The 14,263-nt window shown below is 70.9% G+C and carries 15 protein-coding genes; 6 read left to right on the forward strand and 9 right to left on the reverse strand.

What is annotated here, in order from left to right; all coding sequences use genetic code 11:
* Position 1: 1 nt before the first annotated feature.
* From J8403_RS32615 to J8403_RS32635, 5 genes are all read right to left on the reverse strand, one after another.
* The gene (locus tag J8403_RS32615) at positions 2-1,783 is read right to left on the reverse strand and encodes a glycoside hydrolase family 15 protein (RefSeq protein WP_211126290.1); all 1,782 of its coding nucleotides are present in this window, start codon (positions 1,781-1,783) and stop codon (positions 2-4) included.
* Between the two features lie 47 nt (positions 1,784-1,830).
* Positions 1,831-2,643, reverse strand: coding sequence for an SURF1 family cytochrome oxidase biogenesis protein (locus tag J8403_RS32620; RefSeq protein WP_211126291.1), 813 nt, complete (start codon positions 2,641-2,643; stop codon positions 1,831-1,833).
* Positions 2,644-2,721: 78 nt separating this feature from the next.
* Complete coding sequence (locus J8403_RS32625; RefSeq protein ID WP_037949523.1) at positions 2,722-2,955, reverse strand: hypothetical protein; 234 nt, start codon at positions 2,953-2,955, stop codon at positions 2,722-2,724.
* 63 nt (positions 2,956-3,018) lie between these two features.
* The gene (locus J8403_RS32630; RefSeq protein WP_211126292.1) at positions 3,019-4,005 is read right to left on the reverse strand and encodes a DEDDh family exonuclease; all 987 of its coding nucleotides are present in this window, start codon (positions 4,003-4,005) and stop codon (positions 3,019-3,021) included.
* A 101-nt stretch (positions 4,006-4,106) separates the two neighbouring features.
* The gene (locus J8403_RS32635; RefSeq protein WP_211126293.1) at positions 4,107-5,009 is read right to left on the reverse strand and encodes a hypothetical protein; all 903 of its coding nucleotides are present in this window, start codon (positions 5,007-5,009) and stop codon (positions 4,107-4,109) included.
* Positions 5,010-5,129: 120 nt separating this feature from the next.
* On the opposite strand from J8403_RS32635, the gene J8403_RS32640 reads away from it, so the two are divergent.
* Positions 5,130-6,134: a sterol desaturase family protein gene (locus tag J8403_RS32640; protein WP_246586095.1), complete on the forward strand. Its 1,005-nt coding sequence runs from the start codon at positions 5,130-5,132 to the stop codon at positions 6,132-6,134.
* Positions 6,131-6,826, forward strand: coding sequence for a lysoplasmalogenase (locus J8403_RS32645; protein WP_211126294.1), 696 nt, complete (start codon positions 6,131-6,133; stop codon positions 6,824-6,826). The genes J8403_RS32640 and J8403_RS32645 overlap by 4 nt, the downstream gene beginning before the upstream one ends.
* A 53-nt stretch (positions 6,827-6,879) precedes the next feature.
* On the opposite strand, the gene J8403_RS32650 is transcribed toward J8403_RS32645, so the two are convergent.
* A complete protein-coding gene (locus tag J8403_RS32650) occupies positions 6,880-7,401 on the reverse strand; it encodes a hypothetical protein (protein ID WP_211126295.1) in 522 nt (173 codons plus the stop codon).
* 92 nt (positions 7,402-7,493) lie between these two features.
* Positions 7,494-9,026 carry a S8 family peptidase gene (locus J8403_RS32655; RefSeq protein WP_246586096.1) on the reverse strand — a complete coding sequence of 511 codons (1,533 nt, stop codon included), beginning with the start codon at positions 9,024-9,026 and terminating at the stop codon, positions 7,494-7,496.
* A 636-nt stretch (positions 9,027-9,662) separates the two neighbouring features.
* Between J8403_RS32655 and J8403_RS32660 the strand changes: the two genes are divergently transcribed.
* From J8403_RS32660 to moaA, 3 genes are all read left to right on the forward strand, one after another.
* Positions 9,663-10,019 carry a DUF485 domain-containing protein gene (locus J8403_RS32660; RefSeq protein ID WP_059147086.1) on the forward strand — a complete coding sequence of 119 codons (357 nt, stop codon included), beginning with the start codon at positions 9,663-9,665 and terminating at the stop codon, positions 10,017-10,019.
* The gene (locus tag J8403_RS32665) at positions 10,016-11,635 is read left to right on the forward strand and encodes a solute symporter family protein (protein ID WP_211126296.1); all 1,620 of its coding nucleotides are present in this window, start codon (positions 10,016-10,018) and stop codon (positions 11,633-11,635) included. Before J8403_RS32660 ends, J8403_RS32665 begins: the two co-directional genes overlap by 4 nt.
* Positions 11,636-11,739: 104 nt before the next feature.
* Positions 11,740-12,729, forward strand: a complete 990-nt coding sequence (gene moaA / locus J8403_RS32670) for a GTP 3',8-cyclase MoaA (RefSeq protein ID WP_211126297.1) — start codon at positions 11,740-11,742, stop codon at positions 12,727-12,729.
* Between the two features lie 41 nt (positions 12,730-12,770).
* Here the strand turns inward: moaA and J8403_RS32675 are convergent, their stop codons facing one another.
* Both J8403_RS32675 and J8403_RS32680 read right to left on the reverse strand, forming a co-directional pair.
* On the reverse strand, positions 12,771-13,007 hold the full coding sequence (locus J8403_RS32675; RefSeq protein WP_093460799.1) for a hypothetical protein: 237 nt from the start codon (positions 13,005-13,007) through the stop codon (positions 12,771-12,773).
* Between the two features lie 193 nt (positions 13,008-13,200).
* Positions 13,201-13,590 (reverse strand): DUF3099 domain-containing protein, encoded by a 390-nt coding sequence (locus J8403_RS32680; RefSeq protein WP_059147090.1) that lies wholly within the window; start codon positions 13,588-13,590, stop codon positions 13,201-13,203.
* Between the two features lie 226 nt (positions 13,591-13,816).
* Here J8403_RS32680 and J8403_RS32685 point away from each other — a divergent pair, with 226 nt between their 5' ends.
* On the forward strand, positions 13,817-14,107 hold the full coding sequence (locus J8403_RS32685) for a GlsB/YeaQ/YmgE family stress response membrane protein (protein WP_211126298.1): 291 nt from the start codon (positions 13,817-13,819) through the stop codon (positions 14,105-14,107).
* Positions 14,108-14,263 lie beyond the last annotated feature (156 nt).

Here is a 14,263-nt window from a genome sequence, read left to right on the forward strand (position 1 = left end):
GTCAGTCTGCCCTGGGCCGCTCCGTGAGGGTGAGGGCGGTCCCCACGAGCCCGATATGGCTGAACGCCTGGGGGAAGTTGCCGAGCTGCCGCCCGGTCGCCGGGTCGTACTCCTCGGCGAGCAGCCCGACGTCGTTGCGCAGCGCGAGGAGGCGTTCGAAGAGCGCGCGGGCGTCCTTGTGGCGGCCGGCCAGGTGGAGGGCGTCGGCGAGCCAGAAGGAGCAGGCGAGGAAGGCGCCCTCGGAGCCGGGGAGGCCGTCCACCCGGTCGACGGCGGTGTAGCGGCGGATCAGGCCGTCCGCGCTGAGCTCGCGGCGTACGGCGTCGATGGTGCCGATGACGCGGGGGTCGGTGGCGGGGAGGAAGCCGACGCGGGGGATGAGCAGGGCCGCGGCGTCCAGCTCGGAGGAGCCGTAGGACTGGGTGAAGGTGGACCGCTCGGGGTCGTAGCCCTTTTCGCAGACCTCGCGGTGGACGGCGTCGCGCATGGCGCGCCAGCGGTTCACGTCGCCGCTCAGCTCGGGGGCGGCCTCCATGGCGCGGACGGCGCGGTCGGCGGCCACCCAGGCCATGACCTTGGAGTGGACGAAGTGGCGGCGGGGTCCGCGGACCTCCCACAGCCCCTCGTCGGGGTCGCGCCAGGCGGACTCCAGGAAGTCCATGAGCGCGGTCTGGATCTTCCAGGCGTGCGGTTCGGCGGGCAGCCCGGCGGCGCGGGCGAGGTGGAGGGTGTCGAGCACCTCGCCGTAGACGTCGAGCTGGCGCTGGCCGACCGCGCCGTTGCCGACCCGGACGGGGGTGGAGCGCTCGTACCCCTCCAGCCAGGGCAGCTCGTGCTCATGGAGCCGGCGCTCGCCCCTGAGGCCGTACATGATCTGCAGCTCGGCCGGGTCGCCGGCGATCGCGCGCAGCAGCCAGTCGCGCCAGGCGGCGGCCTCCTCGTGGTAGCCGGCGCGGAGCAGGGCGTTCAGCGTGAGGGTGGAGTCGCGCAGCCAGCAGTAGCGGTAGTCCCAGTTGCGGACCCCGCCGAGCTGTTCGGGCAGCGAGGTGGTGGGGGCCGCGACGATGCCGCCGCTCGGGGCGTAGGTGAGCGCTTTGAGGGTGATCAGGGAGCGGATGACGGCGTCTCGGTGGGGGCCCTCGTAGCGGCAGCGGGCGGCCCAGTCGCGCCAGTCCGCGAGGCTGGAGCGGAGGGAGTCGTACGGGTCGATGAGCCGGGGGCGGGGCTCGTGCGAGGGGTGCCAGGTGAGCACGAACGCCACCCGGTCCCCGGCCGAGACGGTGAACTCGGAGCGGGTGCTGAAGTCCTTGCCGTAGGTGTGGACCTCGGGCTCCGAGCGCAGCCATACGGAGTCCGGTCCGGCGACCGCGATCCGGTGGCCGTCGGTGCGGCGCATCCAGGGGACGATCCGGCCGTAGTCGAAGCGGAGCCTGAGGACGCCGAGCATCTCGACGCTGCCGGAGACGCCCTCGACGATGCGGACGACGTCGGGGGCGCGATCGCGCTGCGGCATGAAGTCGATGACCTTGACGGTGCCGGTCTCCGTCTCCCAGACCGACTCCAGGACGAGGGAGTCGTCGAGGTAGCCGCGGCGGGTGCAGGCGCCCGCGTCCTTGGGGGCGAGCCGCCAGTGGCCGTTGTCGGGGCCGCCGAGGAGCGCGGCGAAACAGGCCGGTGAGTCGAAGCGGGGCAGGCACAGCCAGTCGATCGAGCCATGGCGGCTGATCAGGGCCGCCGTCTGGTGGTCACCGATGAGGGCGTAGTCGTCGATGTGCTGGGCCATGTCGGGGCGCCTTCCCCCGGAAGCCGGATCCTAGGCCCTGAGGGTGCTCAGTCCGCCGTGGCCGCGGCGGGGACCTTTTCCTCCGGGGTGGCCGCCGCCTTCGCGGCCTCGGCGGCGCGGTCCCGGCGCTCGCGGCGGGCCAGGACCACCCAGCCGATGGGCACACCGGCGGAGAACAGCCACCACTGGACGGCGTACGCCATATGCGGGCCGATGTCGCTGTGGTTGGGCTCGGGGACCGGCTGGGGCTGCTTGTCGCCCTTGGGGGAGGACGAGGTGAGCTCGATATAGCCGCCGAGGACGGGCCGGGACAGCGCCTTCGCCTGCTGCTCGCTGTTGATCAGCGAGACCTGGCGGGGCGGCAGCCCCTGCTTGTCCTTGATGCCGCTGTTGCCGGTGGTCTCGTCGGCCTTCAGCCGGCCGGTGACGGTGACCTTGCCGGAGGGGGCGGCGGGGACCTTGGGGTACGCGGTGAGGTCCGCGCCGGCCGGGATCCAGCCGCGGTTGACCAGGACCGCGCGGTCGTCCGGGAGCAGCAGCGGAGTCAGGACGAAGTAGCCGATGGACTGCTCGTCGGAGCCGGTGCGCTGGCGGACGACGACCTCATGGGCGGTGTCATAGGTGCCGGTGGCGGTCACCGTGCGCCAGGTGTCGTCGCGGGCCACCGTACGGCCGGGGGAGGTGAGCTTGCCGACGGCCACGGCCGGGGCGTCGAGGCTGTCCCCGATCAGCTGGTTCTGCGCGACCCGGTGCTCATGGCGGTGCAGCTGCCAGAAACCCAGCCTGATCATCGTCGGGATCAGCGCCAGGGCGACAAGTGTGAGGATCACCCACTGCCGGGTCAACAGGAAGCGGTACACGTCCTTGACCCTACTCGGCGTGGATTGTCCCTCGGCCGCTGGGGGCGGCCCAGGCACAATCCACGCAGGTGGTCGGGGTCACACATGGTCGACGATGCCCACCTTCCCTTCCGCCCGCGCGCAGTGCGCACAGCAGTAGAACTGGCCGTCCGCCTCCACGCCCTGCCCGATGATCTGGGCGCGGCAGTGTTCGCAGATGGGCGCCATGCGGTGGATGGCGCACTGGAAACAGTCGAAGACGTGCACATTGCCCTGCGCGTGCACTTCGAATGTCATCCGGTAGTCGTTTCCGCATACCTCGCAACGTGCCATGCGCCTCAGCGTGCGGGCCCGCGCGGTGGCGGGCGAGCGGCGGGCGGGCGCGTCGCGCCGACTTCACCTGTTTGTCGGCGGCGCGGGGGTGACGTCCTGGAGGAGCTGCATGAAGGCCGCCTCGTCGATGACGGGGGTGCCGAAGGAGCGGGCCTTGGCGGTCTTGGACGTGGGCGAGTCGGGGTCGTTGGTGACCAGCACGCTGGTGAGCCGGGAGACGCTGGTGGCCACGTGCAGCCCGGCCTCGATCGCCCGGTCCTCCAGCAGCTCGCGGTCGACGGAGGTGTCCCCGGAGAACGCCACCCGCATGCCCTGGACCAGCTGCCCGCCCGGCTCGTACCGCCCGGGGTTGGGGTAGGGGCAGGCGGGGCGCTTGCGGCTGGGGCGCCAGGTCTGCCGGTACGACCGCTGGCGGCCGATCGCCGGGCCGTCGGACCACTCGGTGAGCGGCTGGCAGGCAAGCAGGGGCAGGCGCAGCCCGGTCTCGGCGGCCCGGTGGAGGCTGGGCCGGAAGGTCTCGGCGAGCACCCGCGCGTCGTCCAGGGCGTGGTGGGCGCGCCGCTGCACCACTCCGTAGTGCGCGGCCAGGGTCTCCAGCTTGTGGTTGGGCAGCGGCAGGCCCAGCTCCTTGGAGAGGGCGATGGTGCACAGCCGCTGCCGCACGGGCGCGGCGCTCTTCGAGCGGGCGTACTCCCGTGCGAGCATCGACCAGTCGAAGGCGGCGTTGTGCGCGACCAGGACGCGGTCGGCCAGGCGCTCGGCGAGCTCCCCGGCGATCTCGGGGAAGCGCGGGGCGCCCTCGAGCACCTCCTCGGTGAGGCCGTGGATCCACACCGGGCCGGGATCGCGCTGCGGATTGACCAGGGTGTACCAGTGGTCCTGCACCGCGCCCCGGGCGTCGAGCTGATAGACCGCCGCGGAGACGATCCGGTCGTCGCGGGCGAGGCCGGTGGTCTCCACGTCGACGACCGCGTAACCCTGCGGATAGGTGGCCGGCCAGGAGGACGGCGGTGCGGGGTGCGGTGCGGCTGTCGTGGGGTCTTCGAGCATGGTCAATGAGGATACGGGCCGCCGCCGACAACCCTGACCGGTGGGCCGGTCGGGGCAGCCGGAGCCCCGGGGTTGACGGGGCGTCGGGGCCGGCCGGTGGGTCAGAGGTCGGAGAGGGCCAGCTGCAGATCGATGTTGCTGGTGAGGAGACGGCCTGCGCGCTTGTCCTCCGGGCGGTCGGGCACCGTCACCTTCACCCCGGGTGAATCCCCGGTGAGAACGGTCACCTTGGCGCCGTCGAAGCGCGGGGCCCGCTGCTCGATGACGGACTTCAGCCGGTCGGCGGCGCGCTCGGCGGTCCGTTTGCCGTCGGTGAGGGCGCAGATGACCCCGGATGTCTGCTTCGCGGACTTCGCGAGCTGTCCGGTGGCCGACAGGCGCACCGCGCTCTTGGCGTTCTTCCCGCCGAAGTCGACGCGGTAGACATCGCCCAGGCAGCGGTCCAGGGCCTGGTAATCCGGGTCGTCCGCCAGGGACTTGCCCTTGGCCGGGCGCACCGAGGACAGGTCCTTGCCGGCGAAGCCGAAGGAGAGCTCGTCCTGGCCGACCCGAAGGGTGATGCCCTCCTTCTTCCAGATGGTCTCGCCGTGCCAGGTGCTCCGGGCGAATCCGCCCGCCTTGAGCTTGGCGGTGATGCGGTCCGCGTCGAAGGAGCCGTCCCAGTGCCCGGCGTAGCCATTGGTCACATCGGTGTCGATCATGGCCGGATCGAGCCCGTAGGCATGGGCGTTGAAGCGGTAGCCGCTCAGCAGCGGGTTGCCCGGCCGGCCGATGGTGCGGAACCGCTCGGAGCCGCCCTTCTCCAGCGAGCGCACCCGGTCGGCGTCGAGATAGGAGACCTGGGCCCCCGTCGCGCCCGCGACCGATATGTGCCCGACCGCGGACATCAGGGGTGAGGGGGAGTCATCGCCGCCCGACCCGGAGGAGCACCCCGTGGTGAGGGCCGACAGCAAGCAGGCGAGGGCTATGCCGCCGGTCCGGAACCGTTCTCTGGCTCTGCGCACAGGCGGGGAGCTTAATCGGCCATGCGCTCCTGGGCGACCCCTCTTGTTGACATCTCATCTACCATACTTGTTGGTAACTACCCCTAGCGGCGGCCTTATGAGCGGTTCTATGTTGCGGACATGCCGCACCTGCCCAATGCCGTGCTGTGGTCGATACCGGCCTTTGTCCTGCTCACCGTCGTGGAGATGGTGAGCTACCGCTTCCATCCCGACGACGATGCCGAGGGCTACGCGGCGAAGGACGCCGCGACCAGCGTCACCATGGGGCTCGGGAGCCTCGTCTTCGACCTGGTGTGGAAGATCCCGATTGTGGCGATCTACGCCGCCATCTACGAACTCACCCCACTGCGCGTCCCGGTGCTGTGGTGGACGCTGCCGCTGATGCTGCTCGCCCAGGACTTCTTCTACTACTGGTCGCACCGCGGGCACCATGTCATCCGCATCCTGTGGGCGTGCCATGTGGTGCACCACTCCAGCGAGAAGTTCAACCTCACCACCGCCCTGCGGCAGCCCTGGACGACCTGGACCGTGTGGCCGTTCTACGTGCCGATGATCGCGCTCGGGGTGCACCCCGCGGCGGTGGCGTTCTGCTCGTCGGTGAACCTCGTCTACCAGTTCTGGATCCACACCGAGCGGATCGGCACCCTGCCGCGCCCCATCGAGTTCGTCTTCAACACCCCCTCGCACCACCGCGTCCACCACGCCTCCCAAGGCGGCTATCTGGACCGCAACTTCGGGGGCATCCTCATCGTCTGGGACCGGCTCTTCGGGTCCTTCGTCCCCGAGATCGAGCGGCCCGTCTACGGCCTGACGAAGAACATCGGCACCTACAACCCGCTGCGGGTGGCCACGCACGAGTACGCGGCCATCGCCCGCGACATCGCGGCGGCGCGGGGCTGGCGCGAGCGGGCGGGCCGGGTCTTCATGGGCCCGGGCTGGCAGCCCGGGCCGGTCCCGGAGGCGGGGCCGGTGCCTGAGGCCGGATCGGCTGCGGAGCCCGGATCGGCCCCTGAGGCGGGGGCGGCGCCGGAGCCCGGGTCGGCCCCGAAGCCAGGGGCGGTCCCGAAGGCCGGGTCGGCTGTGGAGCCCGGGCCGCGGGAGCCGGTCGGCGAGAGCGCGCGGTGACGGCCGCCGCCGGGCGCGCGAGGAGGGCCCTGCCCGCCCTCTTCGCGCTGCTGACCGCCGTTCACCTGGGCGCGCTGCTCGCGGACGCCACCACCGTCGTCCACCTCACCAAGCCCGCCCTGATGCCCGTTCTCGCCGTCTGGGCGCTGGTGCGCGGCGGGCCGTGGCCGCTGCCCGCCGCGCTGGTGTGCGGCTGTGGCGGCGATGTGCTGCTGCAGATCGGCGGCGATACCGCCTTCCTGGCCGGAATGGGGTGCTTCGCGGCCGGGCACCTCTGCTATCTGGCGCTGTTCACCCGCACCGGGCGGGGCGCCCCGCTCACCGGCGCCCGGTGGCCTCGTACGGCGCCGTGGGTGGCCGCCGGGTACGGGGCCGCGTGGCTGGGCACGGTGGCGCTGCTGTGGTCCGGCCTGGAACCGGATCTGCGGCTTCCGGTCGCGGGCTACAGCCTGCTGCTGACGGTCATGGCGCTGGCCGCGCTCGGTGCGGGCCCGTGGACCGGTCTCGGCGGGGCGCTGTTCATGCTCTCCGACACCCTGATCGCGGCCGGGCTCGCCGACTGGCCACGGCCGCCGGTGCCCCAGTTCTGGATCATGGCCATCTATATCGCCGCCCAGTGGCTGCTGATGGCGGGAGCGACGCGCGAGGCGGTCCCGCGCCCCGGGCCGGAACCGGCGCTCGTCGGGCCGTGAAGGGGGGCCGGTCGGACGGGAACGAGCGCCCCTCGGGCCACCACCGGCGCTCCTCAGACCGTGACCGGCAGCCGCCTCAGCCGCACCACCCGCAGCGGGTCCGAGGGGCGGTCATGGCTCAGCTCCCAGCCCCGGGCCCGCGCCGCCTCCAGGACATAGCCCGCGCCCACCCCGCGGTACTCGCGCACGGAGACGTCGTGCGGGCCCGGCGGCGGGGCCTTCTTCGCCTTCTGGGCGGCCAGTTCCTTGCTGGTCCACGTGGCGATGCGCTTGTCGACCCGGGCCCGGTAGAAGGCCGCGTCGCCTTCGTGCCGCAGCTCCGGGAGCGTCACGCACCAGGCGGGCCACACCGCCACGCTGTCCCCGAACGTGTCGATCAGGCCGAGGAAGCCCTTCTCGAACCCGGGGATGACGGTAAGGATCTCGGCCACGAGCCCGAAGGCGATGAAGCCGAGGAAGATCACCACGATCAGCGCCCACCACAGCGGCAGCAGCAGCACTGTCAGCACGAACCGGATCAGCAGCCAGAAGGCCGACCGCGGGGGCAGCGGTCCCCAGGAGGCGTCGTGGTGCACGGGAACGGGGTCCTCTCGCCGCTACATGGGGGAACGCGTACGGGCCGCCGGGGGCTGTTCCGCCCCGGCGGCCCGTGCATTGTGTCAGCCGGTCACTTCTCGACGGCGTCCAGGGCGTCCGCCAGCCCGGCGCCGTAGAAGCCGTTGTAGCGCTTGCCGCCCTCGCAGACCGCGTCGGCCGTGCCGTCGCCGTCGATGTCGTACGGCGTCGGGCAGGCGAGGTCGTCGGCCTCGGCCTTCAGCAGCGCCTTGACCATCGCGGGGGAGGCGTGCGGATGGGTGCTCTTGACGAGCGCCGCGACACCGGCGACATGCGGCGAGGCCATCGAGGTGCCCGCCATGTAGCCGTACTGCCCGCCCGGCAGCGTGTTGTAGATCAGGCCGCTGGTGGCCGGGGGCTCCGGCTTCTGGTAGATGGTGCTGTCGCCGCCGGGGGCCGCGATGTCGATGATCCCGAGGCCGTAGTTGGAGAACGAGGACTTGAGGTTCTTGGCGCCGGTCGAGGCGACCGTGACGACACCCGGCAACTGGGTCGGGATGTCCAGGCAGACGCTCGGGTCCACCTCCCGGTCACCGGGGGTGGTGTCGTTGGGGCTGGAGGGGTCGGTGATGGTGTCCGAGGTCAGGTCGTAGTTCTCGTTGCCCGCCGCGGCCACATTGACCACGCCCTTGCGCTCGGCGTACGACGAGGCCCGGCGCACCGCCTCGACCAAGGCCTTCTGGTCCGGGTCGGTGGTGCAGTTGAAGTACCACGGGTCGGTGTAATAGCTGTTGTTGGTGACGTCCACGCCGTGCTCGGCGGCCCAGATGAAGCCGCAGACGACCGCCTCGGTGTAGAAGAACCCGGCCGTCGTGGACACCTTGATACCGGAGACCTTGACCCCCGGGGCCACCCCGGTGACGCCGATGCCGTTCTTCGCGGCGGCGATCTCACCCGCGACATGGGTGCCGTGCGGGGACTCCTCCGCGGTCGGCCGCCAGGCGCCGTCGGTGGTGTCCGGCTTGCCCGTCACACAGTTGACGGACGCCTTACGGTCGAAGTTCGGCGCCAGGTCCGGGTGGGTGTCGTCCACACCGGTGTCGATGACCCCGACGGTGACATTCCGGCTGCCCAGGCTCTTCTCATGCGCCTTGTCCGCCTTGATCGCCGGCAGATCCCACTGCAGCGGCTCCAGCGGGTCCTGCCCGGCCTTGGCCTTCGCCGCCACCGCCTGCCGCTCCTTCTCGCTCAGCAGCTTCGGCGTGTCGATGTCGTCGGTGGACTGGGCGGGCAGCGGGGCGGTGCGGGTGTTACCGGCGGAGGAGACGCCGCGGACCTTACGGATGCTCTTGGCGAAGTCCGCGTTGGCGGAGTGGACGACGATGACGCCGATCCGGTCGTACGACACGACGACCGTGCCGCCGGCCTGGGCGATGGCCTTGCGGATCCGGGACGGGTCCTGCCCCGGGCGGGTGTTGACGACATAGCTCAGGGACGGACCGTCGGCCGCGGTGGCCGCGGCGGCGTGGCCGTCCCGTCCGAGCGCGGTGGCGGTGGTGGGCAGGAAGGCCAGCGCGGTGGTGAGCGCCATGGCGGCGGGTATCGCGGCGGTGCGCAGCGGCAGGGAGGTGCGGCGCGGCGTCATGGGTACTCCGGTTCTCTCGAATGGGTGAGAAGGCTCTGTGCGGACGGACCGGGCTGGATGGACAGCGTTCCGGACCGGGGGCGCGGACGCGCGCTCAGCGCGCCACTCGGGGGACGTGGAGCCCCCGGGCGCGGGCGGCGGCCCGGTGGGCCGCGTCAACGGCCGCGGTACGGCCGGGGTCATCCGCACAAGCGAATGTGCGCGCCCTCGGGGCGCGGATCCCGCACGCCGCCTCGATGCCCCGGGACGCCGCGGGACCGGGGCAGAGGCGGCGGGGTGTGGCGATGGGGCGGTGCGAAGCCGACGGACCGTCAACAGCCCGCCGTCCGGGTCTTGGAGGAGCCGATCTCAGATGAGCCATGGGGTCTCCACTTCATCCGTACGGGCCGCCCGGACGCCGTCGGCATCTGGGCGGGTACATGACGAAGGAAGCTATCGCTGATCAAGGTCGGACATCAATGCATTCCGGAAGAAAACCCGCCACAGTACCCGGAGCCGATCCCTCCTTCGAAGTCGTATCCGTCTCTCAACCAACCTGACCCTGTCGTAGCGGGTCGGCGTCGCCCTACCATGCGTGATCTGGATCACCTCCGCCGCCGTATTCATCCCCGTCGGACCCACTCACCAGGAGAGACCGTGGATACCGCACCGGCCAATGATCGTCCCGACGATCAGCGGCAACGAGACCGTTCTTCCTACGCCGAGGTGCAAGCGAGCGCGGAGTTCGGCGAACTGCGCGGTGCCCACCGCTCGTTCGCCTTCCCGCTCACCATCGCCTTCGTCAGCTGGTACCTGCTCTATGTGCTGCTGTCCAACTACGCGGGCGACTTCATGGGCACCAAGGTCGTCGGCCATGTCAACGTGGCCCTGGTGTTCGGGCTCGCCCAGTTCCTGACGACCTTCCTCATCGCCTGGTGGTACTCCCGCCACGCTGCCGCCAAGCTCGACCCCCGCGCCGAGGCGATCAAGTCCCGTATGGAGGAGCGTTCATGAGCCCCCATCTGCTCGCGGCCGAGAGCGCCTCGGACAACCGGCCGCTGATCATCACGCTCTTCGCGGTCTTCGTCCTGGCGACCCTCGGCATCACCGTCTGGGCGGGCCGGCAGACCAAGGACGCCAACGACTTCTACGCCGGCGGCCGCCAGTTCTCCGGCTTCCAGAACGGCCTCGCCATCTCCGGCGACTACATGTCCGCCGCGTCCTTCCTCGGCATCGCCGGCGCCATCGCGCTCTCCGGCTACGACGGCTTCCTGTACTCGATCGGATTCCTGGTCGCCTGGCTGGTCGCCCTGCTGCTGGTCGCCGAACCGCTGCGCAACTCCGGGCGCTACACGATGGGCGACGTCCTCGCCTACCGGATGCGCCAGCGCCCGGTGCGCACCGCCGCGGGCGTCTCCACCATCGTCGTCTCGATCTTCTATCTGCTGGCGCAGATGGCGGGCGCCGGCGTGCTGGTCTCCCTGCTGCTGGGCATCACCAGCGAGGCCGGGAAGATCCTCATCGTCGTCCTGGTGGGCGTCGTGATGATGCTCTACGTCACCATCGGCGGCATGAAGGGCACCACCTGGGTGCAGATGGTCAAGGCCGTGCTGCTGATCGCGGGCACCCTGCTGATCACCTTCCTGGTGCTGCTGAAGTTCAACTTCAACATCTCCGACCTGCTGGGCGAGGCGGCCAAGAACAGCGGCATCGGAGAGTCGTTCCTGGAGCCGGGGCTGAAGTACGGGCTCAACGCCACCACCAAGCTCGACTTCATCTCCCTCGGCATCGCCCTGGTCCTGGGCACCGCGGGACTGCCGCACATCCTGATCCGCTTCTACACCGTGCCCACCGCCCAGGCCGCCCGTAAGTCGGTCAACTGGGCCATCGGCATCATCGGCGTCTTCTACCTGATGACCATCGCGCTGGGCTTCGGCGCCGCCGCCCTGCTCGACCACGACGCCATCATCGCCTCCAATAAATCCGGCAACACCGCGGCCCCGCTGCTCGCCGAGGAGATCGGCGGCGGAGCGGACTCCACGGGCGGCGCCATCCTGCTCGCGGTGATCTCCGCGGTGGCGTTCGCGACGATCCTCGCCGTGGTCGCCGGACTCACCCTCGCCTCCTCGTCCTCCTTCGCCCACGACCTGTACGCCAATGTCATCCGTAAGGGCAAGGCGACGCAGAAGGAGGAGATCTCGGCGGCGCGCTGGGCCACCGTCGGCATCGGCACCGTCGCCGTCGTCCTCGGGGTGTTCGCACGAGATCTCAACGTCGCCGGACTCGTGGCGCTCGCCTTCGCGGTCGCCGCCTCCGCCAACCTCCCGACCATCCTCTACAGCCTGTTCTGGAAGCGCTTCACCACCCAGGGCGCGCTGTGGTCCATCTACGGCGGGCTGATCTCCTCGGTCTTCCTGGTGCTCTTCTCGCCCGTCGTCTCGGGCAAGGAGACCTCGATGTTCCCGGATGTGGACTTCCACTGGTTCCCGCTGGAGAACCCCGGACTGATCTCCATCCCGCTGGGCTTCCTGCTCGGCTGGCTGGGCACCCTCGTCTCCAAGGAGCGGCCGGACCAGGACAAGTACGCCGAGCTGGAGGTCCGCTCGCTCACCGGCCACGGCGCCCACTGACCTGCCCCGACCACCCGCGCGGCCCCTCCCTGTCACACCCGTCGCGTACGCTGCGGGACAATTGACCAAGTGCACGCGACGTCAACCGTGGAGGGGCCGCCACCATGCTGATCGATACCTATGGTCGCGTAGCCACCGACCTTCGGGTCTCCCTGACCGACCGGTGCAATCTGCGCTGCACCTATTGCATGCCGGAAGAGGGCCTGCAGTGGCTCGCCAAGCCCGATCTGCTCACCGACGACGAGATAGTCCGGCTGATCGGGATCGCCGTCGACGACCTCGGGGTCACCGAGGTCCGCTTCACCGGCGGTGAGCCACTGCTGCGCCCCGGTCTGGTCGGCATCGTGGAGCGCTGCGCGGCCCTCACCCCGCGCCCCCAGATGTCGCTCACCACCAACGGCATCGGGCTGGAGCGCACCGCCCAGGCCCTGCGCGACGCGGGCCTGGACCGGGTCAATGTCTCACTCGACACCCTGCGCCCCGAGGTCTTCCAGACCCTGACCCGGCGCAAGCGCCATCACGATGTGCTGCGCGGCCTCGACGCGGCGCGCACCGCCGGGCTGACCCCGGTGAAGGTCAACACCGTGCTGATGCCCGGGCTCAACGACGACGAGGCGCCCGACCTGCTCGCCTGGGCCCTGGAGAACGACTATGAGCTCCGCTTCATCGAGCAGATGCCGCTCGACGCCCAGCACGGCTGGAAGCGCGATGGCATGATCACCGCCGGGGACATCCTGACGAGCCTGCGCACCCGCTTCACCCTCACCGCCGAGGGCGAGGACGAGCGCGGCTCCGCGCCCGCCGAGCGCTGGCTGGTCGACGGCGGCCCGGCCCGGGTCGGCGTCATCGCCTCGGTCACCCGCCCCTTCTGCCGCGCCTGCGACCGCACCCGGCTGACCGCCGACGGACAGGTGCGCACCTGTCTGTTCGCGCGCGAGGAGTCCGATCTGCGCGGAGCGCTGCGCTCCGGCGCCCCGGACGAGGAGATCGCCCGGCTGTGGCGGCTGGCGATGTGGGGCAAGAAGGCCGGATCCGGGCTCGACGACCCGTCGTTCCTCCAGCCCGACCGCCCGATGTCGGCGATCGGCGGCTGACGGTTCGTGGGGCTGGGGGCCGCGGGGGCGAGGGGCCGCGGTCAGTCTTCGGTGGCCGACCACTCCGCCAGCGTCACCACGTCCTTGAGGAAGCCCCGCATCCCGAGGAACTCCGACAGATACTCGCGGTGTTCCTCGCAGGCCAGCCAGGTCTTGCGCCGCTCCGGGGTGTGCAGCTTGGGATTGTTCCAGGCCAGGACCCATACCGCGGGGGCGCGGCAGCCCTTGGCGGAGCAGATCACGGTGTCGGTCTCGGCGGAGGTCTCGCGGGTGTTCACACCGCAGACTCTACGGAAGGCCCGGCGGACATGGCGACGCCGGGCAGCCACGGGGGGAGCCGCCCGGCGTCGGTCCGTCGCTCCGACGGGGGATGCGGAGCGCGTACGCAGTATGTCACGAGGGATGGGGCCCGGTGCACCGGTACTGCACTATTGATCTGAGGTTTTCTTGAGCTTACGGAAACGTGGCAGGTCAGCCACGCTCGCCCCGTCCAGGCTCGCTGATATGTCCGACGTCCTCCGGGACGGATTCCGCCCGGCGGGAATCGGTCGGCTCCTCACCTCGCCCGGCGATCAGCATCGGGCGGGGCGGGGTCGGGATGAAGGTGGTGGGCAGCGAAGTGGTGTTCTCCCGGCCCGCGTTGGCGATCACCACCGCGACGTAGGGCAGCACCACGCCCAGCACCAGGGCGACGATGGCCACATGGCGCTCCACGTTCCACAACACCGCCGCCAGCACGACCGCGAGGGTCCGCACCGACATCGAGATCACATAGCGGCGCTGCCGCCCGCGGACATCATCGGCCAGTCCCTGCCGGGCTCCGGTGATCCGGAAGACCTCCGCATCGCCATGCTTCCGCATCACGTTCCACCACCTGATCGCCGAGCGGGCTTCCCCCGCTCTGGGACGTACTCAACGTTACGCCGCGTCTGCTGTCGGTTCGAGACCGGGGCGCCCTGACGGGTGCCGTCCGGGGTGCGCCCAAAGGCGTACCACCCCTCCCGCGTGCGCCGTACCCGAAGTGGCCGAACACTGGAGGGGATGTGCATCTCCCGTGCATCCCTTCGCCGCGTGTCAGGGAGGCGACATGAACTGGCTATGGGCGATCGTCGTGGGTTTGATCCTGGGCGTGCTCGCCAGGGCGATTCTGCCCGGCAAACAGGCCATTCCGCTCTGGCTGACCTGCATCTACGGCATCCTCGGCGGCATGCTGGGGAACGCGGTGGCCGGCTGGATCGGGGTCAGGACCACCGGGGGCTTCGACTGGATCCGGCATCTGCTGCAGCTGGGGTTCGCGGTGGCGATCGTGGCCCTGGGCACCCCGCTGTGGCACTCCATCCGCGGCGGCGGACACAGACGTGGTGTGACGCGGACCTGACCGGCGGACCGTGAGCGGTGGCCCCGGGAACGCGGCGGGCCGCGCCGGAGTCGCCGACGCGACGGCGGTGCCGGGTGCCGGGGTGCCGATACGGCGCCGATGGCGGGCCGCCCGGGTGCCGATGCGACGGCGGCGGCCGGCGCGCGTGGTGGACGC

The organism is Streptomyces yatensis (assembly GCF_018069625.1).
Classification (GTDB): Bacteria; Actinomycetota; Actinomycetes; order Streptomycetales; family Streptomycetaceae; genus Streptomyces; species Streptomyces yatensis.